This is a genomic window from Streptomyces sp. NPDC002573 (genome assembly GCF_042889625.1).
GTDB classification, from domain to species: Bacteria; Actinomycetota; Actinomycetes; order Streptomycetales; family Streptomycetaceae; genus Streptomyces; species Streptomyces gibsoniae.
Window position 1 is genome coordinate 23,549 of sequence record NZ_JBIARC010000053.1, and the last position, 21,431, is coordinate 44,979.

Genomic DNA, 21,431 nt, shown 5'->3' on the forward strand with positions numbered 1-21,431 from the left:
TGGCTCGGCTGACGAATGGCTCGATGAAGAACATCGATTCCGTCAAGGTCGGCGATTCGGCCATCGCCGCCGACCGCTCGACCAGGGTCACCGTGCCGCCGCAGGACGTGACGGGCCGGATCGCCACCGAGCACGACGAGCGATTCGATCATAGCCCTCCCCAGCGGCGTACGCCCTGCCATGGCACGTAGTAACTCCGCGAGCGATTGAACAGAACAATTCCTGGTCGGAGACAGGCGGCGAACCGTCGACAATTGCAATGGCTGAAACGGCGGGGGTGAGATGAGAATCCGCCACATTCTGTTGTGCCTGAACGGCGTTGTCGGTAGCTTGCGGGCCCACTGATTCCTGAAAGGTGGTCACGTGGTGTGCGGAAGACGTATTTTCCTGGTATTCGTGGCGGCCGCAGTGTGGCTTGCTGCCCTGCCGGCCACCGCGTCGGCAGGGCATGTCCGCTTACCCGCCGTACCCATACCCGCCGATCCTCGTGCGGCACACCTCGAGCCGTTCACCGGTCATGCGGTTGCGCCTCACCCGGTCGATGCCCCGGCCGTTCCGAGGCATCCCTTCATGGCTCCCAACGGCACGAGCAATCTGCACGACGACGCCTATCAGACGGACACCTACACCCAAGCGGGCCCCGCAGGACGCGACCTGAGCGTCCGAACCCGGTTGCAGGGCGGGCTGTGCGGCTCTGTCACGTTCGATTCCAGGGGCCGGTTGGTCACCGTCTGTATGGCCCCGAGGCGCGCGCCACGACTGATGCTGCTGGACCCGGACAACCTCAGCACGATCGCCAGCCTGGAACTTTCGGGAACCGTCGGCACAAGTCCGACGGACGTGCCGGGCGGCGGATACTTCTACCTGGACAACAACGACCGCGTGGTCGTGCCGACCAAGACCGGTGGCATCCAGGTCGTGGCGATCCAGGGCAACACCTTCGTGACCCGGCGCAGTTATGACCTGAAGCCGGTCATCGGCACCGCTGGGATCGTCTCTGCCCTGCCTGACTGGTCGGGGTTGCTGTGGTTCGTCACCAGGAGCGGTGTCGTCGGCACCGTCGACCTGACCACCGGCGCGGTGCGCTCCCGGACACTGCGTGGCGAGCAGATCGCCAACAGCATCGCGGTCGACGAGTCTGGTGGAGTCTTCGTAGTCAGTGACCATGCGCTCTACCGGTTCGACGCGGGCCTCGGGGGAGCACCCCAGGCCACCTGGCGTGCGGTGTACGACCGGGGCACGCGGCAGAAGCCTGGCCAGCTCAGCCAGGGCAGCGGTACCACTCCGACTCTCATCGGTCCGGCGTCCGGCCCGGGTGGCGGCTATGTGGCGATCACGGACAACGCCGACCCGAAGATGCACGTGCTGGTGATGGCCCGCGGAAAGGCCGGACCCACCAGAGTGTGTGCCGAGCCGGTCTTCCCGGCGTGGAAAGGAGCTGACGAGAACAGCCTGATAGCCGTGGACGGCGACCTGATAGCCGAGAACAACTACGGGTACGTGGTCGGCAGCAACGCGCTCCTCAAAGGCTTCCTCGGACACCGGCTGCCCGAAACGGTCCCCGGCCTGGTCCGGGTCCATGTCGACTACGCGCGCAAGAGCTGCACCACCGCCTGGTCCAACACCACGGAGCGCATCCCCAGCGTGGTCAGCAAGGCGGCACTGGGCAACGGGCTGCTGTACACCTACACCCATCCGTCCGCAGCGGAACTGGCCTTCAAGCCCAAAGAGCGCTCCCTCGGGGCTCCGGACGCCTGGTACCTCACGGCAGTGGACGTGCGGACGGGCAATCGGGCATGGAGCCGGCTGGCAGGTGCCGGACCACTGTTCAACAACCACTACGCCCCGGTGTCGATCGGGGCCGACGGTGCGGCGTACGTGGGCTGTATAGGCGGACTGGTCCGCATCGCCGACTCCTGATCGGCCGAGGTCGTTCGCCGTTGGACACAGCCGACGGCGAACGGTCCACCGACAGCCTCGGCCGCGGCCCGGGCGCCCGCCGTAGCGGCCCTGGGCGCCTGAGCTGCTTACCGGCTCCTGTCGGCGGTCGCAGTCGTACACCCTCGTCGGCGGAGTCTCAGCAGTCGCGCGGCCAGAGGGTGAATGCAGCGGGCGTATTCATCCAGTCGAACGTGGTGACGCTCGAGTGCCCCTGCTGGGCGAGGTATTGAACGCGTTGCGCGGCGGCCGCGGGGTCGGGGTTGGTGTCATCGAGCGCCGGGGGGACGCTCTCGGCTGAGCCTTCGACGGTCAGGTAGTGATTGCCGCAGTACCAGGACAGGCTGTATCCGTCATTGAGCCAACGGGTGGCCTGGGTATCGAAGATGACGAACCACGGGCGCAGGGTGGGGCTGTAGATGAGGCGGGGATCGCCCTGGGGGGACGGTTTTGTCATGGCGGGCCACATGGATGCGTGGGCGAGTTGGCCGTGTGCCGCCAGGTCGGCGACGTACTGGGCGTATTCCTGTTCGGTGGAGAGGTTGTCCAGGTCGTAGCCGGCGAGTCTGTTCTCTATCGTGCCGGTGATGGGGAAGACGATGAACTTGCCACGGAGTTCTTTCCAAGTGGGCCAGGCTCCTGCCTTGGCGGCGTCATCAAGGGTGGAGTAGGCGGTGCCGAGCATGTCGGCGGGGGTGAAGAGATGGTCGGCACCCAGGTTTTTGGCCACGAGCTGATCGAGTTGGGCAGGGCCCATGCCCGCGCCGGAGCGGAAGCCCCATTTCAGTTCGAGCTTGAGGTAGACGGGGTCGTGATCGGGGTGCGCGTCGCTCCAGCTTCTGAGGTCGTCCAGACAGGTCCTCAGACTGCCGTTCTCCCAGGTCTTCTTGAACACGCCTGAACCGGTGGTGTAGGTGCAGTTGTTGTCGTTGGCCAGGGGGTCTGAGTGGCTGACCACCCATCCGCCGGGGTTGCCGTAGGTGCTGTAGGTGTCGATCTCCAACAGATGCGCACCAAGGTCGAGGCCCTTGGTCAGGGACTTGGACTTTGCTTGCTCGTAGGCGTTGTGAAGTCCGGACACCGAGAGCTGATTCAGCGGGACGTCGTCGAACGTTGATGTGTCCGTACCGGAATTCGCTGTGGCGGCATGGCCGGATGTCGCCGAGGTCCACGGCAGGGCCGCCAGGCTGAGCAGTAAGGCGGCCCCCAGAACGCGGGCTTTGCGGCGCCATGGAGAGGTTCGCGCCATCGCGAAAGGCATCGGAGCTCCTTGCGTTCGGGAGTGACGGAAGCGGGGGTGTGCCGAGGGAAGCTGGGCATCGGGCGTCGCGGGAGCGCGCGGCGGACTGATCTGCGTCGAGGCAGAGAGCAGCACTGCGAGTGCTTGTGACGCTCCCACGGGGCCTCCCAGAGGTGAGAAGCGGACCATCGGTTGATAGCAAGCAGCCGCTTAGTATGGAAGTGGGCATGCCAAGAAAGCTTGGACACGGGGAGAGCAGGAACGTCCTGTAGCCGTCACCTCTACGGCCGAGGACGACGCTGCCGGGCAGCTGTGCCACCACGGCCAAGCCCGCACCGTACGGAGCCAGGGCCTGGCGGATGGTCTCCAGGATCAGCGCGAGCGTCGCACCCTGGACCGGGGGGTCGGTGAGGGTGGCCGAGACAGCCGGCGGCGGCCTTGTACGAGCAGGACTCGCGCGAGCAGGTGGCGTAGATCGCCGAAGAACGACTGACGGCCCGCGCCGATCCACCACAGTGCCGCCGTGCAGCCGGGAAACGCCGCACATGCTCGCTCCGTCGTCACGAGGGCGGCGAGGAGGGAGCGGGTGTGTCGGCGTCGAGGGCCGCCGCGCGGAGGGCGGTTGCCACGCGGGTGACCGACTCGGCAGGCGGGTGGGGAAGGCGGGCCAGGAGTAGGCGTCGTTGTTCCTGGGGGCCGCCGCGAACGGGCAGGACGCGGACGCCCCGTGGCGTGGCGTAAGCGAGGATGGCGGGCACGGTCGTCAGTCCGCAGCCCGCGGCGACCAGTTGGAGCTTGGCGAGCCAGTCGCGGACGGTGTGGGCGATCTCGGGCCGCTCGTCCAGGCCCGGCCAGACGCCCATCAGCCGGTCCTCTCCCGAGGAGGAGCCCGCGATCCACCGCTGGCCGCGCAGGTCGGCCACGTCGACGAAGTCGCCGCGGGCCAACGGGTGGGTCGCGGGCACCGCCAGGCAGAGCGCGCGTTCGGTGAGCGTCTGCAGCGCGAGCGGGGGCGACTCGGCGTCCGGCGGCCGGAACGGCGGCCCCGACGCGAGCAGGGCCAGATCGAGGCTGCCGGCCCGTAGGGCACGCACCAGCGCCGGGGTGCTGCCTTCCCGGCCGACAACCTGCAGGCCGGGGTCCGTCCGGCGCAGGGAGGCGAGGGCTCGGGGCAACAGGACGGCGCCGGCGCTGGGGAACCAGCCCAGGCGGACCGTGCCGGCCTGCCCGGGCAGGCCGGACAGTTCGCGCGCGGTCGCGTCGATCTCGTCGAGCACGACCGTCGCGCGGCGCATGACGACGCGACCGGCCGCGGTGAGCCGCACGCCGTCGCGCCGCCGCTCCAGCAACTCCGCCCCCGCAGCCCGTTCGATCGCAGCGATCTGTCGGGACACCGCCGACTGGGTGTAGCCCAGCGACGTGGCGGCCGCGGTGAACGTTCCCTGTTCGGCAACGGCCCGGAAGACGCGCAGCGCGGTCAGTGACACATCCGTGAAGTCCATGACGTTTGCGCATACTAGCCGTGCCGAACTTTCGTTGGACTCATGGCCGCGGGTCTTTCTAGCGTGGTGGGCATGAACGCATCCCGTATCGCCCTCGTCACGGGCGCCAACCAAGGCCTCGGCCGCGCTCTCGTCGAAGGGCTGGCATCCCGGATGAACCCGGACGACCTGGTCCTGCTCACCGGCCGCAGCCGGCAGCGCGTGACAGACGCCGCGCGCGAGGTCGGCGGGCTGCCCGGTACCCGCGCCCGTGTCGAGGGCAGGGTCCTGGACGTCGCCGACACCGAGGCGATCGCCCGTCTTGCCGAGGACCTTCGCGCTCGGTGCGGAGGGGCCGACATCGTCATCTCCAACGCGGTGGCCCGGGTGCTGCCCGAGGAGTCACAGGCCGATCGGGCCGACGAGTTCATCGACGTCTCCAACACCGCCACGCACGCGATCCTGCGCTCCTTCGGCCCTGCCCTGCGTCCGGGTGGCCGGCTGCTCGTCGTGGCCAGCAGCCTGGGTACCCTCGGCCATCTCGACCCGCGGCTGCACCAGTGGTTCGACGGCGCCAGCCTGGAGCAGGTCGAGTACGCCGTGGAGTCGTGGCGCAGTGCCATCCACAGCGGGAGCGCGCAGGAGGCGGGCTGGCCGGTTTGGTTGAACGTGCCCTCGAAGGTGGCTCAGGTCGCCGCCGTCCGCGCGTTCTCCGCGGAACGCCGTGTACACGACCTCGCCAGTGGCACTCTGGTCGCCTCCGTGTGTCCCGGCATGGTCGACACCGCCACCTCGCGCCCGTGGTTCAGTGACTACAGCCAGGCGCAGTCGCCGGCCCAGGCCGCCGCGGCCGTGCTCGACCTGGTCTTCGCCGAACACGTCGATCCCGCCCTCTACGGCGAGTTGGTCCGCTTCGGCAAGGCCCTGCCCTGGCATGACGGCACACCTCCGGTGGAGCAGGACCGGATGCTGACGCCCTGAACGGCCAGGGCCGTCACGCACACCTCAGTACTCAGCAAGGCGTTCACTCATGAGTACCATCACCACCCCGTTCTGTTTCTCCAGCACGGCTACCGAGGTGGCGGAGGGGATCGGCCTCACCGGCCGCCGCGCCGTGGTCACCGGTGCCTCCTCCGGTCTCGGGACGGAGACGGCCCGCGCCGTGGCGGCCTCCGGTGCGAACGTCACCCTCGCAGTCCGGGACATGGCGGCGGGCGAACGTGTCGGCAAGCCGGCGGCCACGAGATGGCGTAGGCGAGCTGGAGTGCATGTGAACTACACCTGAGCAGGGATTCGGCGGCTGTCTTGGCAGTCACCGAGCGACCGGACCTCCCCATGTGACATCCGTCTTCGGGATTGATGATCGCGCCGACGACGACCCCCGTGCTTGTGGCCGCCCCCGAACTGAACACCGTTCTGATTTGCGCCTGAACCGCGCCCTGAACGTCATCGCCATGGTCCGCATGGTGCACCACCCCCAAACCCGCGCCTATGCCGACCGACGGCGCACCGAAGGCAAGACGGACCGCGAGATCCGCCGCTGTCTCAAGCGATACCTCGCCCGACGCTTCTATCGCCACCTCAACAGCGCCGCTACGGCGATGCGGGTTGACGGGATATAGAAGCTTCATCAGGCAGCGAGAGGCGCCCTCGACCGCGCCGGTGGCGATCGGCCACCCCCCGTTGAGCGCGGTGTCGTAGTGGAGCTCATCGAGGTGGCCGGTCAGGTAGCGGTGGCAGGCCGTCGACGGCCTCGCGCCGGGCGGCTGACAGGTGGGTGGCGGGTAGGCCCGACCCGGGGCCTGGGGGTCTCTCCAGCCGAGGAGTCCAGGTCGTCCCAGGGGCGCTAGGCGGGGTCCTGGGGGACGGACAGGCGCTTGGCCTCGCCCTTGGTGCAGTTCGCGAAGGCGGTGCGGATCTCCCGCTCGGGTAGTGGTCTCATGGGCGGAAGCTCATTTGCCTAAAAGTTTTAGGCAAATACTTAATGCATGTCGTTGTATGGAAGGAAGGTCATGGTTAGGGCGGGACTGACCCTGGAGCGGCTGACCCTGGCGGGGGCGGAACTGGACGACGGTTTCGATCAGGCGACCGTCTCGGCGCTCGCCCGGCGGTTCGACGTCGAGGTCGCGAGTCTGTACTCGCACGTGAAGAACTCCCGGGAGCTCAAGACCAGGACCGCCCCGCTCGCGCTGGAGGAACTCGCCGACCGGGCCGCCGATGCCCTGGCCGGGCGGGCCGGCAAGGACACCCTGGCGGCCTTCGCGGATGTCTACCGCGATTACGCCCGGGAGCACGCTGGTCACTACGCCGCCGCCCGCCTCCGGCTCGATCCCGAGACGGCGGCAGCCAGCGCCGGGGCGCGGCACGCACAGATGGCGCGGGCGATCCTGCGCGGCCACGACCTGACAGAGCCGGACCAGACGCACGCGGTCCGGATGCTGGGCAGCGTCTTCCACGGCTACGTCAGCCTGGAACTGGCCGGAGGCTTCGAGTGCAGCGCGCGCCCCCGACGCGCAGGAGTCCTGAGCCCGGATCGTGGACTCCCTCGACGCTCCACTGCGTAACCGGACCACACCCGACCAGCCGTCCGGCGTTGGAGACGGACCGCCGCGCCGGGCACCGGCGCATCTGAAACATTCCGGAAATCTTGATCAACAGGTTGAGACAATGAACACTGAGCACGACATGATCACCACACCTGTCACCGCGGACATCCTGCGCGGTTTCCTCGATGTGGAAGCGACCGCGCACGGTCTGCTGCCGCATCGACTGCCCGCCCGGGCGCGCCGCCAGATCCCTGATGACCAACTGGCCATGGCCGAAGCCCAGCCCTCCGGCGTGCGGTTGGTCTTCCGCACCCGGGCCACCACGATCGAACTGGACACGCTGCCCACCAAGCGTGTCTACCGAGGTTTCCCGGCCCCCGCCGACGGCGTGTACGACCTGCTGGTCGATGGCCGTCTCGCAGCCCAGGCCACGGTGGTCGGCGGCAACGTACGCACGATCACCGACATGGTCACCCAGTCCTCCGAACTGTCGGAGGGGCCTGTCGGCGCCGCCCGGTTCACCGATCTGCCGACGGGTGACAAGGACATCGAGATCTGGCTCCCGCATACGGAGATCACCGAGCTGATCGCCCTGCGCACCAACGCCCCCGTGGAGCAGAGGCGGGACAGCGGGCGCAGGGTGTGGCTGCACCACGGCAGTTCCGTCAGCCACGGCTCCAACGCGACGCATCCGACCGCCATCTGGCCGGCCATGGCAGCCGCCCAGGGCGGCGTGGAACTCGTCAACATGGGATTCGGCGGCAGCGCGCTGTTGGACCCGTTCACCGCGCGCGCGATGCGGGACGCACCCGCGGACCTGATCAGCGTCAAGGTCGGCATCAACGTCGTCAACACGGACGTGATGCGCCTGCGTGCCTTCACCCCTGCGGTCCACGGCTTCCTCGACACCATCCGCGAGGGACACCCGGCCTCACCCCTGTTGGTCGTGTCTCCCATCCTGTGCCCGGTCCAGGAGGACACCCCAGGCCCCCTCGCACCCGACTTCGACGGCGGCACCTTGCGGTTCAAGGCCACGGGCGATCCGGCCGAACGCGCCGCCGGGCGCCTGACGCTCAACGTCATCCGCGACGAACTCGCTCGTATCGTTGAAAAGCGGGCGACGGACGACCCGAACCTGCACTACCTCGACGGCCGTGACCTCTACGGCGAGAGGGACTATGCCGAATTCCCGCTGCCCGACGAGGTCCACCCTGATCCGGCAGGACACCGCCGCATCGGCGAGAACTTCGGGCGGCTCGCGTTTGGCGACGGCGGCCCCTTCGGGCCCAAGACCGGCTGACCAGAGGACGGTCACGCAGGCCGCGATCGCTAACTGGTCGCGCTGTAAGCGGAGTTCACATTAGTGATGCGTCCTCACGCCGACTAGCGCGTATCAGCCGTGGCCGTCGTCGGACCCGGCGAAGCACGAGTCCGACCACGGCGCGTGCTTGCCAGTAGTGGCGGACGAGGTCGGGGAACTCCTGGCGGAGCCTGCGTGAGGACACGCCTTTGAGCGAAGCCACCAGCTTCGAGATGGCGACTATCGGCGGAAATTGACGAGCAGGTGGACGTGGTTGGCCTCGCCGTTGAACTCCGTCAGCTCGGCCTCGAAGTCCTGACGCTTCGCGTGGTCTCCTCACAGCGCGTCAGATTCCAGTCGGCGAAGCCGGAATGCCGGTACTTGTTCACGAAATTCAAGTGAACATGCTTACGGAAGACACAGTGACGGCCTGTACACCGGCCCGGCCGAGATGTTGGCGCAGACCACGCCCGAGATCGGCACCGACCTCGGCCTGGGGCACTTCGCGGTGCTGTCGGACGGGACGAAGATCGACTCTCCCCGCTTCCTGCGCCGGGCGGAGAAGCGGCTGAAGAAGCAACAGCCGGCCCTGTCCCGCAAGGAGAAGGGCTCCAGGAACCGGGACAAGGCAAGGCCCCGCGGCGCACGGGCACACGCTCGCGTCGCGGACGCGCGTCGCGAGTTCCAACACCAGCTCTCCGCGAGGCTGATCCGCGAGAACCAAGCGGTCGCAGTGGAGGACCTGGCGGTGAAGGGACTCGCGCGCACGCGCCTGGCCAAGTCCGTCCACGACACCGGATGGTCGGCGTTCGTGAGCATGCTGGAGTACAAGGCCGCCCGGTATCGGCGCACCTTCATCCGGATCGGCCGGTTCGAGCCCACAAGCCAGGTGTGCTCGGCATGCGGCGTGAAGGACGGCCCGAAGCCCCTGCACGTCCGCACGTGGACCTGTGAGGCGCGCGGGGCGCTCCTGGACCGGGACATCAACGCGGCGGTCAACGTCGCCAAGCCGGCGGGACTGGCTGCGTCAGCCCGTGAAGCGCAGGTAAGACCGGAACTCGTCCCGGCACAGTGCGGCGAAGCGGGAACCCACCCGAAACCGCAGCCGACAACAGCGCGGTAGGTGGGACTCGCCGTCCTTCAGAGCGGCGAGGATGTCAATGCAGTTGGACTGACGCCGACTACCGGCGATTGCTGCTCGTGCAGTGTCTCGCGCACGCACGCCAGGTCGAGGACCTGCTGCCACCCGGAACCTCCGGCCTGCAGGCTGGTGTTGTGCACGGCCGGACAAGCCGTCATGCAGGTCAACTCCGGAGGGCCATCGGCCAAGCGCCGCTGGACGGCCGGGCGGCTGGAACTCATGGTGCCAGGCCGGTCGACAGTGCGCAGCTACGCGGCGACATCGGCCCTGTCCACCGTCCAGGTGCACATCCCGCAGGCCGTCATCAGGCAGACGGCCGCTAACTGGGCAGACGCGAGCCGGACTTCGAAGCGATGTCCGCTGGACTGGGGAAGGCCGACCCGGTCGTCGAACACCTCCTGCGCTCGCTGCCGGCCCAACGGGAGGCGGGTGACATATATGCCGAGTCGGCTGCGGCGTTCCCCGCGGACCACCTGTTGTCCCAAGGCCGGGAACCCAGGCGTTGCGGGCAGTGAGCATGCTGACGTCCGCAAAGGCGCTGCATCATGCAGGACCGCCTGGCTGAGCCGCTCACCCTAGTCGCGCAGCCGGTCGTTCGCGGCCAGCTTCGCTGTCTTCGGGCCCCTGGCCACGAGGTCGGCCTTCCACTGCGCGACCGAAGCCCGGTAGTCCAGTCGGCCACCACGGGTCGCGGCGTTGCGCCGCAGCTCCCGGGATACCGTCGATGGATCACGGCCGAGACGCCGTGCGGTCTCCCGGACTCCGATGCCCTGCGCTTTGAGGATCGCGATCTCTTCACGCTCGTGAAAGGACAGGTACCGGCCGGATTGCGGAGCAAGATCCATTGGTGGCATGCCGCCACCGTGACGGAACCATCTGCAACCCGCCGCCTGGGACACGCCAACCGCGGCTGCCGCCTCCTCGGCGAGCAACCCCTTCGCGATTTCCCGCCAGAACTGACGTTCGACTTCCCGTCGAAGCGCCGGCGCACCCGGGGACTTCATCGGCGACCGTCCGGTCAACGCCGCCATCCACCCTGCTGGCCTGCCCATCAACACCTCCGAGGACGAGGTGTTGCAACGACCGATTGAATCCGCCCTGGACCCCGTGGTCCGAGTGGATGGTCGTGCCGCCCGGCTGCGGACGGCGGTTGCCGATGGCCATGCTCAGCGCGTTGGTGGTCAGGGCGGCGGTGGGCGAGGCGTCGATGGACCAGCCCACCACCCTACGGGAGAAGGTGTCGAGGACCACCGCGCAGTACTCCTTGTGTTCCATCGTGGGGTGTTCAAGTGATGTCGGTGACCCACAACTGGTCGCGGGCGTGCCGGTTGAAGTTCCGTTCCACCAGATCCGTGGCCGAGGGCGCTTGCCGTATGCGGCGGGGCGACGGCTGCCGGGCAGGCCCTGCAGACCGGCTCGTTGCATCAGCAGTTCTACGGTGCCGTGGCCGACGCGGATACCTGATCCGAGGTCGAGTTCGGCATGGATGCGACGGAAGCCATAGGTGCCGCGGGATGCGGTGTGGATGCCGACGATGGCCTCGGTCAGCCAGGCGTGCCGCACCGTACGGGCCGAGGGTGGCCAGTCGCGCCAGGCGTAGTAGCCCGACTCCGCCACGTGCAGTGCTCGGCAGGCCCGCTGCACCGATCGCCCCTCGCCGGCCATCACTCGGATGGCCGCGAACCGCCTTTTGGGGAGGTGGTCTCTCCGAGTAGTTCGGATGCCCGCCGGTGGACGGCCAGCTCGGCCTCGAGCTCTGCGATCCGCTTGCGTGCTGCGGTCAGTTCGGACTGCTCATGGCTTGGGACACCGGGCATCTGCCCGGTGTCGATCAGATACTGCCGGCGCCAGACATAGATGGTCTGCTCGCTGATCCGGAGGAGCGTGGCTACCTCGGCGATCTTCCGGCCGGAGGCGACCAGATCGAGGACACGGCGGCGGAACTCGGGCGGATAGCTGCGGGGCATGACGGCCTCCGGAGGCCGATGGGTAGTCAATTCTCCAGCAACCCGGCCCCATTGAACCCGAGGCATACCAGCGGTCTCCGCTCCCGCGCACACTGCTTCGCACTCCTGGATAAGGTGTCCCCGTACTGGTCTGATCCATTCACCGGCTCCATGGAGTTGCTATGACGACCGCCTCACAGCCGTCCGTGCCGATAGACACTGGCAAAGCGCATCCTGCGCGGGTCTACGACTGGCTGCTCGGCGGCAAGGACAACTATCCGGTCGATGAGGCGGTAGGCGAGCAGTTGCCGCCTGAGGCGAAGGCCGCGGCCCGGCAGAACCGGCAGTTCATGCACCGGGCCGCTGCCTGGCTCGCCGAGCAGGGTGTCGACCAGTTCCTGGACATCGGCACGGGGATTCCGACCGCGCCCAATCTGCACCAGATCGTTCAGGACATTCTGCCGACGGCGAAGGTCGTATACACCGACAACGACCCCATCGTGCTCCGCCACGCCGAGGCGTTGCTGGTCAGCCGTCCCGAGGGAGTGACCGACTACATCCAGGCCGACGTACGGCAGCCGGAAGGCATTGTCCAGCACGCCCGGCGGATCCTGGATTTCGACCGCCCGATCGCGCTGTCGCTGATAGCGCTGATGCACTTCATCCCCGATGAGCGGATCGCCCACGGCATCGTCCGGGATCTGGTGGCCGAGCTGTCTCCGGGAAGCTATCTGGTGCTGTCACACGCGGCATCCGATCTGTATCCGGAACTTGCCGCCCAGGTCACCGCAGAGTACGCCAAGGGCGGCATTCAGCTCGGATTCCGTGCGCGCGCCGAGGTGGAGCAGTTCTTCGACGGTTTGGAACTCGTGGCTCCCGGCCTGGTGACGGCTACGGAGTGGGTCCCGTCCGCTTCGGGTTCCGTGCCAGAAGGGAGCGGTATCTACGCGGGGGTTGCCCGCGTCCTCTGAACGTATGGCACCGGGGTAACGGCGGGGCTGCGATGCGGCCCGGCCGACCAGCCCGCGTCGCCGCCGCCCACCCTTCGCAATGTCTGGGTGGACGGTGGCCACCGCCAGGAACTCGTCGAGCACACCGGCCGGCTCGGCATCGACCCGGAAGTCGTCGGACGCAGCCTCGGGACCAGGGGATTCACTGCCCAAGCGCTGGGCCGTGGAGCGAAACGGCGGTGGCTGGTCCTTCATCGGCGTCTCACACGCGACCACGAGATGTTGGCCGCCCGATCCGAAGCCGTGGTTCACCTTGTCATGATCGAGCTGACGGTCGCGTCTCATCCGCGAGGCGACTGTTCCGCCGCTGTCCCGCCGGCTGGCCTCCGGGCGGCCTCGAGCGCTCAGTGGATGCTGGGCTGGGAACTCGACACATTTCTCCGGCACCACGGCATCGCCCGAGTGACGGCCAAGGCCGTGATCGATGAGGGACGTCAGTTTGGTTCGACAGAGCAAGTCCACGGACTATCGAAGGCGCCATGGTATGGGCCTTCGCGCGGCGCGATGGCTCCGCTGTTGGGGGAGTGCTCTCAAGGAGACATGCCCTGGGTCTCACTGCCGCGCCCACTCGCGGGGACTACTTCGGCGGCAGCAGGGCTGCCTGCCAGTGCCAGGTGCCTTCACCTCCGTCTGGCGTACCTGGTCCGTCGCCGGCATTGAACGTGGGGGCGTCCACTTCACGGCCAGGGTCGGCTCGCGGCACCGTCACGGTGATCTTGAACGCTGGGTGGTACTTGCCGGTGGCGTCCGTATATGCGTTGTATGAGTATGTGATGCGGTAACCGTGCGGAACGCTGTCCTGATTGAGTACGACCGCCGCGAAGCTCTTGCCGTCAGGTGTCTGCATCGGCGCCGCGACGTCGGAATTCGGGTCGTCTGTCGGGGTTGGGCTCGGGGCGTCCCCCGTAGGTAGTCCGACGGAAGAGTTGTCGGTAGGGGTGTCCGTTGGGGGCGAAGGGTGCTGCGAAGTCTGCGAGGTCAGTGCCTCGGCAAGGGCGCCTGTAGGTGAGGGCTCGGGTGTAACGCCTGCGAGGCCAGGGTCCAGGTCGCGGCGGGTCGCCTTGGAGACATGGCAGGTAGGCGCGTCGGGCTCGGGGGCATTGGCTATCATCCCGACGCTGGAAAAAGTCGAGTGCCCCGGTGCCACGTAGTACAGGGCAGTTCCCGCGTTGTGGGACGTCCCGAGTGTGTCGCCGGAACAGGTGAGTCCGATCGTGTATGCCTGAGTATGGTTCTTCCGGTTATGCACGGTGAGTGCGCAACGGAAGAACTGTGTGGAGACACCACCGATTTCCGAACGTTCATCGTTCACGCATGGGCCCGCACTAACATCTGACCCAGCGGCATGGTCAATTGGAGCCGCCGAACCGCTGCAGCCGGCAAGTGCCATGAGGGACAAAGTCGTGGTCACACGCCAAGCAACACGCATCTGAAAGTTCATCCTATCGATCCGCACCCAGGGCCGGAGCAGCCTATCGGCTGGTACCAGGGGGACCCCGGCCCGGAGCCCGGAAGGCAAAGCGCGCCATTGGCATCGGGTCCACGAACGCGTTGTCTGCACGCCCGAGCCCCTCGTGGCCGTGTCCGCCCAGAGCAAGGCGTTTACTTCCGTGGGCGAGGCCAGCGCCCTGGCCATGGCGGCGCCGGAGAAAGACGTGTCCACCCCCTGCTCCGTGGCGGGCGAGCCGCCCACACGGTCACCAAGACCCGCGTCGACGCCTTGAGCACCACCGCGCCGGCTGCGTTCCTGCGGGAACAAGGCATCGGCTCACACCGCGGCGGCCCCTTTCTCCTGCTGCTGGGCCTTCACCAGAGTGGTGAGCGGGGAGCGTCGTTCTTTCCCGAAGTTGCGCAGTTGCTCCCAGTTGACCTCGGGGCGTGGGCCGGGCAGGGCGTTGACGGACGCCGTGGTGAACTTCGGGACGTCGACCGCCCCGGCTTGTGAAGTGCCGTGCCACACCTCGCGTCACAAGGCTGAGGAGAAGAAACGGCTGCGCGAGCAGCGTAAACGGCTCCGCGCAGCCGGGCGCCGCCACTTCGCCGCAGGAAGCCCCGCCGGCCGCCGTGCCCGGCATTACCGCATCGGCAATGCGGCAGCGTTCCGGCGCGCACTTCACGATCGTGCGGCGCGCCGGGTGCATACCGGCCGGTGCGGGTGCGCATCGAGGGCCTGGCCGGCATCAGCGGCCCAGTGCCGACGAACTCTGCGGCGGCTTCGGCGTCAGGTCACCGCCGTCAACCACTCCCGGGCAGTGGAGACTTGCGGCATGCGTGACGGACAGAAGCGGTCACGAAGAGCGAGGACCCGGTCCGCTCGGCACAGGCACAGGCACAGGCTCGTGTAGCGAACTGTGGGAATTTCGAGGTTGACCTTGACCTAAGGTCAGGCCTCACGCTGAACGTATGACGAACTCGAACTCGGACCTGATTCCCAACTCCCCCTGGACCGGCATGGTGTCGGTGGAGGACACGGCACTGGCCGTCACCGACACTCGTGGTCCCGGTCAGCCCGTGGTCTACCTCAACGGCTCCTACGCCACACAGAAGAACTGGCGGCACGTCACCGTCGAACTGGGAAACCAGTATCGGCACATCACCTACGACGAGCGGGCCCGCGGGCGGTCGAAGCAGTCGGCGGACTACTCCTTCGACGCCTGCATCCGCGATATCGACGCCGTTCTTGATGCGACCGGGGCGGAGCGGCCGTTGCTGGTGGGATGGTCCTACGGTGCGGCGCTGGCGCTGCACTGGTCCACCCGGAACCCGGACCGCGTCGCTGGTGTGGTCATGGTCGACGGCGGCTACCCGTGGGACTACCTCGCCACCGTCGAGGGAGGTCCAGAGGCCGGCCGGGAGGAGATCCGGAAGATGTTCCGGCGCTTCGGTTGGATGATGCCGTTCGTCCGCCCGCTGGGCATGGCCGCGAGGATGAGCGCCTCCCAGCATGCCGAGGTCAACATAGAGCTGAACGAGATCGTCGCCGCCAGCGACCCGGTCTTCGACCTCGTGACCTTCCCGATGCGGTTTCTCGTCGCCTCGGGTGCCAGCCTCGGTGGCACCGCGGAAGGTTTGGCGGCGATGCGTGCCACGCTGGACCCGATCCTCGCCCGGAACCCCAACGTGAAGGTGAGCGCGACGGTCGGAAGCAAGCACACGACCATCGTGCGCAAGGACTTCCGGGCCATCGCCACGGCCGTTCGAGAAGTTGCCGACGCGGCGCACACCGGGGTCAACTGACGCTATGACAGACGGAATCACCATCGGCCAAGCCGCAGCCTTCGCCGGCGTCACGGTGAAGACCATCCGGCATTACCACCAGAACGGCCTGATCGACGAACCCCACCGCGACAGCTCCGGCTACCGACGCTACGGAACGGCCGACCTGCTGCGGCTGGTCCAGGTCCGGACACTGGCCGGCGCAGGTGTACCGCTGGCCGGGATCGGCACCATACTCGATGCCGATCCCGATCAGTTCGCGGCCGCGCTCGTCGATGTCGAGGAGAGCCTCACCAGCCGGATCGACGAGCTGATCGCGCGGCGCGAGACGCTGCGCCAATTCGCCCACGGCGACCGGGTTCTGCTGCCCGACCGTGCTCTCGCGCTGCTGGATCGGATGCTTGCGCTCGGATTCACCGCGGACGACGTGACGACGGCACGAGAGGCCCTGATCCTGGTCAGGGCCCTGATGCCGGAGGGCTTCGACGAGTACCTCTCCCAGATCGAGAACGGCCTCGATGATCCTCGGCACGTCGCCCTGATCAAGCTCACCTGGAGCGCCGGGAACTGGGACCCCGACGACCCCCGGATCGAGGAACTCGCCGAGGAGGTGGCGGCCCACTTCCTCGCCGACCCCTCACTGCTGCCTACGCTGAGCGGCCTCCAGAACCGCGACGACGGCGCGACCCGCTACGAACTGCTCACTCACCACGGAGAAGACGAGCGGCCTGGCTGGACCCGACTGACCCTGTTGATCCAGGCGAAAATGCGAGACGCGCGGGTTCGCGGAATCGTGGATGCCTGAAGACAGCAACCCGCGCCAGGCGGCCGTTGGACATGGCAGGCAACCGGGTCAGCGTGATGGTGTGCTGCGTCCCCTGCGCGACCCGGATGTGCCGGTGGTTGATGAGGACGGCGGCGGGCAGGACTGGCCGTCGGGAGCCGACCAAGGCCTTGAGCCGCTTGGCGGCGGTCGTGCGCTTCCGGGAGCGCACGGCTCGTTGCGGGTGCCTTTGACCGCCTTGGCGATCTCGGCGTCGAACCGTTCCTTGCCGAGCGCGCGGCCGAGTCCGCCGCTCCGTGCGCGACGGTTTCAGCTACGGGCCTGAGGGTGGCGTTCCGCCTCGGCATCGCTGTTCCCCGTACTCGTCAGGATCGCGCTCGTGACAACATCGAAGAGGTGATCGGCGCGTGGCGCGAGCGAGGGTTGATCACCGAGCCACGCGAGTGACCCGGCCAGCGCAAACAGGTCGGTGCCGTCGATGTCGCTTCGTGCCGTGCCCTCAGCCTGAGCGCGGGCAAGGAGTCGCGTGCCGGACGCGCGCATCGTGACGCAGGAAGCGTGAAGTGCGGACTGGGTGTCCTCGATGGCCGTCATCATCGACGTGACGACGCCGCGATAGTCGCGGGCACAGGCGACGAAGTCGCGTAGCCACGACACCAGCGCGTCTTCGGGCGAGCTCGACGTTTCGAGCTCGGCTGCCTTTGTCGTCAGCTCGTCGAAGCTCGTGCGGAGCAGGGCGTCGAGCAGCGCCTCGCGTGTCGGGAAGTGACGGAGCAGAGTGGCGAGCCCGACGTCGGCCCTGCGTGCGATGTCGCGCAGCGATGCGTCGACGCCTTGCTCGGTGATGACGGCGCCCGCGACTGCGAGTAGGTGGTCGTGGTTCTTTCTGGCGTCGGCCCGCATCTGTCCCTCTTGACTATCCGGATCGGTGGTCCATATATTCGGATCAGTGGTCCGGATATTCGGATCACTGATCCGAAAGTCTATCCCGCGGCGCGGGCAGGGGAAAATGATGCCGACACACACGATGAGGGCGATCCGGGTCCATGAGCACGGCGGCCCTGAGGTGCTGCGCTACGACGAGGTGCCGATTCCCGAGCCAGGGCCGGGTGAGGTGCTCGTTCGCGTTCACGCGGTAGGCATCAATCCTCCGGACTGGTACCTGCGCGACGGGCTGAGCAACATACCTCCGGAGACGAGGCCGAAGTTCGACTTGCCCGTGATTCCGGGGACCGACGTGTCGGGCGTCGTCGAGGCCGTCGCCGCGGATGTGGACGACCTCTCCGTCGGCGATGAAGTCTTCGGTCTCCTTCGCTTCCCCAGCTTCGACGGCAGTGCATACGCCGAATACGTGGTGGCGCCCGCGTCGGACCTCGCACGCAAGCCGGCCGGCATCGATCACGTGCACGCCGCCGGGGCGCCCATGGCCGGGCTTACGGCATGGCAGTTCCTGATCGAGCTCGGACACGATCACCCCTCGCCCTTCCAGGCGGCACAGCATCGTCCGATGGCACTCGACGCCGACACGACGGTGCTCATCAACGGCGCCGCGGGCGGCGTGGGGCACTTCGCACTACAGCTGGCGAAATGGAAGGGCGCACATGTCATCGCGGTGGCATCGGGCGCGCATGAATCGTTCCTGCGCGAGCTCGGCGCCGACCAGTTCATCGACTACACCAAGAGTCGTCCTGAGGAGCTCGTGAACGACGTCGACCTTGTTCTCGACACAGTCGGCGGCCGCGACAGCGGTCGCTTCCTGCGCACGCTCAAGCGCGGCGGCGCCCTGTTCCCCGTGTTCTTCGGCGAATACGACGACGAAGAGACCGCGAAGCTGGGCGTCACGGTCTCAGGCACCCAGGTCCGCTCGAACGGCGCGCAGCTCGCCGAACTGGGACGCCTGCTCGACGCGGGCACGGTTCGAGTCGTGATCGACAGTACGTTCCCGCTCGCGGATGCCCGAGCGGCGCACGAACGCGCCGCCCGAGGGCATATCCAAGGCAAGATCGTGCTCACGGTCGCTTAGGAACGAGGCGCTTCACAGGCACGTCCGGCGCTCGTTCTCAGGCGCTCGTGGCCGCCGAGACCCCGAGGGGGAGACCTTCGGGCGCGCCTCCCGGCCAGGCGGCCGCGATGCTCGTAGCGCCGAAGCGAGGGGCCGGTTCAGTCGGTGCGTACCGACCACGCTGCGCACGCTCACGGTGCGCACCACGATGCTGCGGCAGTGGTCTTCACCCGGTCCACCACACGCGGTGCGCTCACGGGCCGTTGCGTACATCGGATGCCGTGCACGCACTGCACGCCCCTTGACCACGTTCGCCACCGCCCCGGAGGAAAGGTCTCCCCCTCCCGACCTCACCGCGCACCATCACCGTGTGCGGGAATGATGGGGGAGTGCGGCGGCACATCGCGCACCGCCAGCCGGACGTCGGCCCCCACCATCCGCCCACGAGACAGGTCCCGGCACAGTAGGCCACCAACCAAGGCAGCCCCGCGGGCATGGCCGATGCGGATGCCCGCGCCAGGGTGTCGGGGTCGAGAGGCGCCGCGGTCAGCGCAGGAGGGGGAGGAAGATCGTGTCGACGATCTCCTCGAGAACGTGGTCGGGCACGGGGGCGAAGGTCGTGAGGATCTCGTGGCGCAGCAGGTCGTAGGGGAGGGACTTGATGCGTTCGCTGAGGTGTTCCGGTGTGATCTCGCCGCGGTCGACGGCGCGGTCGAAGAGCACGTCCGCGGATTTCTCGTGTCCTGCGGCGAGGAGGTCGCCGGGACTGGTGCCTGTCTCCTGGTGGTAGCCGGCCAGGTGCACGCTCATGAGGGTGATGGCCTCGACGCGGGTGGCGTTGATCGTCCGCATGAGGGTGAGGACGTCCTCGCGCAGGCTCCCGGTGTCGGGGGTGTCGACCCGGTTCTGCTGCAGGACATGAGTGATGGTCGCCCTGACGAGCTCGTCGCGGTCGGGCCAGCGGCGGTAGAGCACGGGAGGGCTGGTGCCGGCGCGCTTGACGACGGCGTCCATGGTGAACCTGGCGTAGCCGTTGGCCGTGAGTTCTTCCCAGGCCGCATCGAGGAGCGCTTTCTCCAGTGCCGCTCCGCGGCGCCGCTCAGGCATCCATGCCCTCCTTGGATAGACTTTCCTATCTTATTTCGGCGCCCTACTCTGACGCCCGCAAGATAGGACTCTATATCTTAGGGCGGTTCTTCATGAGCACTCCACCCGGGACCCGGACCGTGTCTGCGGCGCCGGACTCCGACCGCGTCGATCCTGCCGTGTGGCGCCTGGCGTTCACCGTCATCGTCGGTGCCCTCGCCGTCGTCTTCGACACCACCATCGTCACCGTCGCCCTCGACGAGCTGGCCAGGGAACTGCACGCCCCGCTGTCCACGATCCAGTGGGTGAGCACCGGCTACCTGCTGGCTGTGTTCGTCACCATCCCTCTCGCCGGATGGGCCCAGTCCCGGCTCGGCGGCAAACGCCTGTGGATCGCCTCGCTGGGCATGTTCCTGCTCGGCTCGATCCTGAGCGCACTGGCGTGGAACGCGACCAGTCTCATCGTCGTCCGTGTCGTCCAGGGCATCGGCGGCGGCATCATGATGCCGCTCATGGCCACCCTCGTCATCCAGGCCGCCAAGGGCCGCAACATCGGCAAGGTCATGGCCACCGTCACCCTGCCCACCGCACTCGGCCCCATCCTCGGCCCGGTCCTGGGCGGCGTCATCCTGAGCCTGGCCGACTGGCGCTGGATCTTCTTCGTCAACATCCCCTTCTGCCTCGTCGGCGGCTGGCTGGCCTGGCGCAACCTGCCCGACGACCGTCCCGCACCCACCCCTCCCCGTGCTCGCTTGGACTTCGTCGGCCTGCTCCTGCTCTCCCCGGGGGTCGCCGCCGTCATCTACGGCCTGTCCAGGGTCGCAGGCAGCGCGGGCTTCACCAGCGCCGAGGTGCTCGTGCCGCTCATCGGCGGACTCGCCCTGGTCGTCGGCTTCACCGCCTGGGCACCGCGGCGCGCCGACGCGCTGGTCGACCTTCGGCTCCTCCGCCACCGCGCGCTGGCCTCCTCCTCCGCCCTGGTCTTCCTGGCAGGCGTCACCCTGTACGGATCGATGCTGCTGCTGCCGCTGTACTGGCAGCAGGTCCGCGGCGAGGACGCGCTCGGCGCCGGACTGCTCCTCATCCCGCAGGGCGTCGGCGCCCTTATCGCGCGCACCCGGGCCGGCGACTACACCGACCGCATCGACTCCCGCTGGGTCGCCCTCGCCGCATTCGCCCTTGTCACCGCAGCCACCGTGCCGTTCGCCTTCGCCACCGCCGACACCAGCAAGGTGCTGCTCACGGCCGCACTGCTCGTGCGCGGCATCGGCATGGGCGCCGCCATGGTCTCGCTCACCGGCGCCGCCTACATCGGCCTGGAGCATTCGGGGATTCCCGACGCCAGCATCATCACCCGTGTCGCCCAGCAGATCGGCGGTTCGGTGGGCACCGCAGTGCTCGCCGTCATCCTCCAGCACACAGCCGGCGGCTCCCGCACAGTGGACGCTTTGGCCGATGGCTTCGGCGACGCCTTCTGGTGGTCGATCGCCTTCACCGCCGTAGCCGTACCGCTCTGCCTGCTCCTGCCCGGCCGCCGCAAGCCACTGGCCCCGGCCGACCGAACCGAAGCCGAAGGCACTGTCTAGGCCCAGCACGCGAGCCTGCCGGCGTGCCCGAACGAGGACGAAGACCGGGCGGAAGAACGCTCGCAAGGAGCAACCGGCGCCAATGGCTGGCTGATGACGGTCAGTCCTGCCCTCCGTCGTCGTCCTCGTGGACCCGGGCAGGGCAGTGGCTGCCG

At 67.9% G+C, this 21,431-nt stretch carries 17 protein-coding genes and 7 pseudogenes; 13 read left to right on the forward strand and 11 right to left on the reverse strand.

Annotated elements, in window-relative coordinates:
- Window positions 1-23: 23 nt before the first annotated feature.
- Both ACFYX0_RS34920 and ACFYX0_RS34925 read left to right on the forward strand, forming a co-directional pair.
- Window positions 24-191, forward strand: a complete 168-nt coding sequence (locus ACFYX0_RS34920; protein ID WP_388976573.1) for a hypothetical protein — start codon at window positions 24-26, stop codon at window positions 189-191.
- 379 nt (window positions 192-570) lie between these two features.
- Window positions 571-1,920: a hypothetical protein gene (locus ACFYX0_RS34925; RefSeq protein WP_388976576.1), complete on the forward strand. Its 1,350-nt coding sequence runs from the start codon at window positions 571-573 to the stop codon at window positions 1,918-1,920.
- 157 nt (window positions 1,921-2,077) lie between these two features.
- Here ACFYX0_RS34925 and ACFYX0_RS34930 read toward each other — a convergent pair whose 3' ends face one another.
- Together ACFYX0_RS34930 and ACFYX0_RS34935 are read right to left on the reverse strand one after the other, a co-directional pair.
- Window positions 2,078-3,199 (reverse strand): Ca2+-dependent phosphoinositide-specific phospholipase C, encoded by a 1,122-nt coding sequence (locus ACFYX0_RS34930; RefSeq protein WP_388976579.1) that lies wholly within the window; start codon window positions 3,197-3,199, stop codon window positions 2,078-2,080.
- A gap of 539 nt (window positions 3,200-3,738) precedes the next feature.
- Window positions 3,739-4,680, reverse strand: a complete 942-nt coding sequence (locus ACFYX0_RS34935; RefSeq protein WP_388976582.1) for a LysR family transcriptional regulator — start codon at window positions 4,678-4,680, stop codon at window positions 3,739-3,741.
- Between the two features lie 72 nt (window positions 4,681-4,752).
- On the opposite strand from ACFYX0_RS34935, the gene ACFYX0_RS34940 reads away from it, so the two are divergent.
- From ACFYX0_RS34940 to ACFYX0_RS34950, 3 genes and pseudogenes are all read left to right on the forward strand, one after another.
- On the forward strand, window positions 4,753-5,640 hold the full coding sequence (locus ACFYX0_RS34940; protein ID WP_388976585.1) for an SDR family NAD(P)-dependent oxidoreductase: 888 nt from the start codon (window positions 4,753-4,755) through the stop codon (window positions 5,638-5,640).
- Between the two features lie 49 nt (window positions 5,641-5,689).
- Window positions 5,690-5,890 (forward strand): annotated as a pseudogene (locus ACFYX0_RS34945) (SDR family NAD(P)-dependent oxidoreductase); the annotation flags it as partial.
- A gap of 187 nt (window positions 5,891-6,077) precedes the next feature.
- Window positions 6,078-6,281 (forward strand): annotated as a pseudogene (locus ACFYX0_RS34950) (IS110 family transposase); the annotation flags it as partial.
- Window positions 6,282-6,443: 162 nt separating this feature from the next.
- Here the strand turns inward: ACFYX0_RS34950 and ACFYX0_RS34955 are convergent.
- Window positions 6,444-6,601 (reverse strand): annotated as a pseudogene (locus ACFYX0_RS34955) (FBP domain-containing protein); the annotation flags it as partial.
- Window positions 6,602-6,671: 70 nt separating this feature from the next.
- Between ACFYX0_RS34955 and ACFYX0_RS34960 the strand changes: the two are divergent.
- Window positions 6,672-7,182, forward strand: a pseudogene (locus ACFYX0_RS34960) (TetR/AcrR family transcriptional regulator); the annotation flags it as partial.
- A 144-nt stretch (window positions 7,183-7,326) separates the two neighbouring features.
- Window positions 7,327-8,505 (forward strand): GDSL-type esterase/lipase family protein, encoded by a 1,179-nt coding sequence (locus ACFYX0_RS34965; RefSeq protein ID WP_388976588.1) that lies wholly within the window; start codon window positions 7,327-7,329, stop codon window positions 8,503-8,505.
- Window positions 8,506-8,598: 93 nt separating this feature from the next.
- On the opposite strand, the pseudogene tnpA reads toward ACFYX0_RS34965, so the two are convergent.
- Window positions 8,599-8,903: pseudogene (gene tnpA, locus ACFYX0_RS34970) on the reverse strand (IS200/IS605 family transposase).
- A 56-nt stretch (window positions 8,904-8,959) separates the two neighbouring features.
- Here tnpA and ACFYX0_RS34975 point away from each other — a divergent pair.
- Window positions 8,960-9,628 (forward strand): annotated as a pseudogene (locus tag ACFYX0_RS34975) (RNA-guided endonuclease TnpB family protein); the annotation flags it as partial.
- 599 nt (window positions 9,629-10,227) lie between these two features.
- Here the strand turns inward: ACFYX0_RS34975 and ACFYX0_RS34980 are convergent.
- The 3 genes and pseudogenes from ACFYX0_RS34980 to ACFYX0_RS34990 all read right to left on the reverse strand — a co-directional run.
- A pseudogene (locus ACFYX0_RS34980) lies at window positions 10,228-10,545 on the reverse strand (helix-turn-helix domain-containing protein); the annotation flags it as partial.
- On the reverse strand, window positions 10,442-11,311 hold the full coding sequence (locus ACFYX0_RS34985; protein WP_388976591.1) for an IS3 family transposase: 870 nt from the start codon (window positions 11,309-11,311) through the stop codon (window positions 10,442-10,444). The gene ACFYX0_RS34985 and the pseudogene ACFYX0_RS34980, both read right to left, overlap by 104 nt.
- Window positions 11,311-11,613 carry a transposase gene (locus tag ACFYX0_RS34990; RefSeq protein WP_388976593.1) on the reverse strand — a complete coding sequence of 101 codons (303 nt, stop codon included), beginning with the start codon at window positions 11,611-11,613 and terminating at the stop codon, window positions 11,311-11,313. The genes ACFYX0_RS34985 and ACFYX0_RS34990 overlap by 1 nt, the downstream gene beginning before the upstream one ends.
- A 161-nt stretch (window positions 11,614-11,774) precedes the next feature.
- Here ACFYX0_RS34990 and ACFYX0_RS34995 point away from each other — a divergent pair, with 161 nt between their 5' ends.
- A complete protein-coding gene (locus tag ACFYX0_RS34995) occupies window positions 11,775-12,563 on the forward strand; it encodes an SAM-dependent methyltransferase (RefSeq protein ID WP_388976595.1) in 789 nt (262 codons plus the stop codon).
- Window positions 12,564-13,179: 616 nt separating this feature from the next.
- Here the strand turns inward: ACFYX0_RS34995 and ACFYX0_RS35000 are convergent.
- Window positions 13,180-13,449: a hypothetical protein gene (locus ACFYX0_RS35000; protein ID WP_388976598.1), complete on the reverse strand. Its 270-nt coding sequence runs from the start codon at window positions 13,447-13,449 to the stop codon at window positions 13,180-13,182.
- Window positions 13,450-14,370: 921 nt separating this feature from the next.
- Entirely contained in the window at window positions 14,371-14,562 is a 192-nt protein-coding gene (locus ACFYX0_RS35005; RefSeq protein WP_388976600.1) for a hypothetical protein, read from the reverse strand.
- Between the two features lie 443 nt (window positions 14,563-15,005).
- On the opposite strand from ACFYX0_RS35005, the gene ACFYX0_RS35010 reads away from it, so the two are divergent.
- Both ACFYX0_RS35010 and ACFYX0_RS35015 read left to right on the forward strand, forming a co-directional pair.
- Entirely contained in the window at window positions 15,006-15,839 is an 834-nt protein-coding gene (locus ACFYX0_RS35010) for an alpha/beta fold hydrolase (protein WP_388976601.1), read from the forward strand.
- A 4-nt stretch (window positions 15,840-15,843) separates the two neighbouring features.
- Window positions 15,844-16,623, forward strand: a complete 780-nt coding sequence (locus tag ACFYX0_RS35015) for a MerR family transcriptional regulator (protein ID WP_388976604.1) — start codon at window positions 15,844-15,846, stop codon at window positions 16,621-16,623.
- Window positions 16,624-16,911: 288 nt separating this feature from the next.
- Here the strand turns inward: ACFYX0_RS35015 and ACFYX0_RS35020 are convergent, their stop codons facing one another.
- The gene (locus ACFYX0_RS35020) at window positions 16,912-17,505 is read right to left on the reverse strand and encodes a TetR/AcrR family transcriptional regulator (protein ID WP_388976605.1); all 594 of its coding nucleotides are present in this window, start codon (window positions 17,503-17,505) and stop codon (window positions 16,912-16,914) included.
- Between the two features lie 109 nt (window positions 17,506-17,614).
- On the opposite strand from ACFYX0_RS35020, the gene ACFYX0_RS35025 reads away from it, so the two are divergent.
- A complete protein-coding gene (locus ACFYX0_RS35025; RefSeq protein ID WP_388976644.1) occupies window positions 17,615-18,625 on the forward strand; it encodes an NADP-dependent oxidoreductase in 1,011 nt (336 codons plus the stop codon).
- A 525-nt stretch (window positions 18,626-19,150) separates the two neighbouring features.
- Here the strand turns inward: ACFYX0_RS35025 and ACFYX0_RS35030 are convergent.
- Window positions 19,151-19,711, reverse strand: a complete 561-nt coding sequence (locus tag ACFYX0_RS35030; protein ID WP_388976608.1) for a TetR/AcrR family transcriptional regulator — start codon at window positions 19,709-19,711, stop codon at window positions 19,151-19,153.
- Window positions 19,712-19,803: 92 nt separating this feature from the next.
- Between ACFYX0_RS35030 and ACFYX0_RS35035 the strand changes: the two genes are divergently transcribed.
- Window positions 19,804-21,276, forward strand: coding sequence for an MDR family MFS transporter (locus tag ACFYX0_RS35035; RefSeq protein ID WP_388976611.1), 1,473 nt, complete (start codon window positions 19,804-19,806; stop codon window positions 21,274-21,276).
- The last annotated feature ends 155 nt before the right edge of the window (window positions 21,277-21,431 follow it).

What these genes read in the sequence shown, in the direction of transcription:
- ACFYX0_RS34995 (WP_388976595.1), top strand. Translation starts at nt 11,775, where the DNA reads ATGACGACCGCCTCACAGCCGTCCGTGCCGATAGACACTGGCAAAGCG.
- ACFYX0_RS34990 (WP_388976593.1), bottom strand. Translation starts at nt 11,613, where the DNA reads ATGCCCCGCAGCTATCCGCCCGAGTTCCGCCGCCGTGTCCTCGATCTG.
- ACFYX0_RS34965 (WP_388976588.1), top strand. Translation starts at nt 7,327, where the DNA reads ATGAACACTGAGCACGACATGATCACCACACCTGTCACCGCGGACATC.
- ACFYX0_RS34925 (WP_388976576.1), top strand. Translation starts at nt 571, where the DNA reads ATGGCTCCCAACGGCACGAGCAATCTGCACGACGACGCCTATCAGACG.
- ACFYX0_RS35015 (WP_388976604.1), top strand. Translation starts at nt 15,844, where the DNA reads ATGACAGACGGAATCACCATCGGCCAAGCCGCAGCCTTCGCCGGCGTC.
- ACFYX0_RS35000 (WP_388976598.1), bottom strand. Translation starts at nt 13,449, where the DNA reads ATGCAGACACCTGACGGCAAGAGCTTCGCGGCGGTCGTACTCAATCAG.
- ACFYX0_RS35025 (WP_388976644.1), top strand. Translation starts at nt 17,615, where the DNA reads ATGCCGACACACACGATGAGGGCGATCCGGGTCCATGAGCACGGCGGC.
- ACFYX0_RS34930 (WP_388976579.1), bottom strand. Translation starts at nt 3,199, where the DNA reads ATGCCTTTCGCGATGGCGCGAACCTCTCCATGGCGCCGCAAAGCCCGC.
- ACFYX0_RS35020 (WP_388976605.1), bottom strand. Translation starts at nt 17,505, where the DNA reads ATGCGGGCCGACGCCAGAAAGAACCACGACCACCTACTCGCAGTCGCG.
- ACFYX0_RS34935 (WP_388976582.1), bottom strand. Translation starts at nt 4,680, where the DNA reads ATGGACTTCACGGATGTGTCACTGACCGCGCTGCGCGTCTTCCGGGCC.
- ACFYX0_RS34940 (WP_388976585.1), top strand. Translation starts at nt 4,753, where the DNA reads ATGAACGCATCCCGTATCGCCCTCGTCACGGGCGCCAACCAAGGCCTC.
- ACFYX0_RS35030 (WP_388976608.1), bottom strand. Translation starts at nt 19,711, where the DNA reads ATGCCTGAGCGGCGCCGCGGAGCGGCACTGGAGAAAGCGCTCCTCGAT.
- ACFYX0_RS34985 (WP_388976591.1), bottom strand. Translation starts at nt 11,311, where the DNA reads ATGGCCGGCGAGGGGCGATCGGTGCAGCGGGCCTGCCGAGCACTGCAC.
- ACFYX0_RS35035 (WP_388976611.1), top strand. Translation starts at nt 19,804, where the DNA reads ATGAGCACTCCACCCGGGACCCGGACCGTGTCTGCGGCGCCGGACTCC.
- ACFYX0_RS34920 (WP_388976573.1), top strand. Translation starts at nt 24, where the DNA reads ATGAAGAACATCGATTCCGTCAAGGTCGGCGATTCGGCCATCGCCGCC.
- ACFYX0_RS35010 (WP_388976601.1), top strand. Translation starts at nt 15,006, where the DNA reads ATGACGAACTCGAACTCGGACCTGATTCCCAACTCCCCCTGGACCGGC.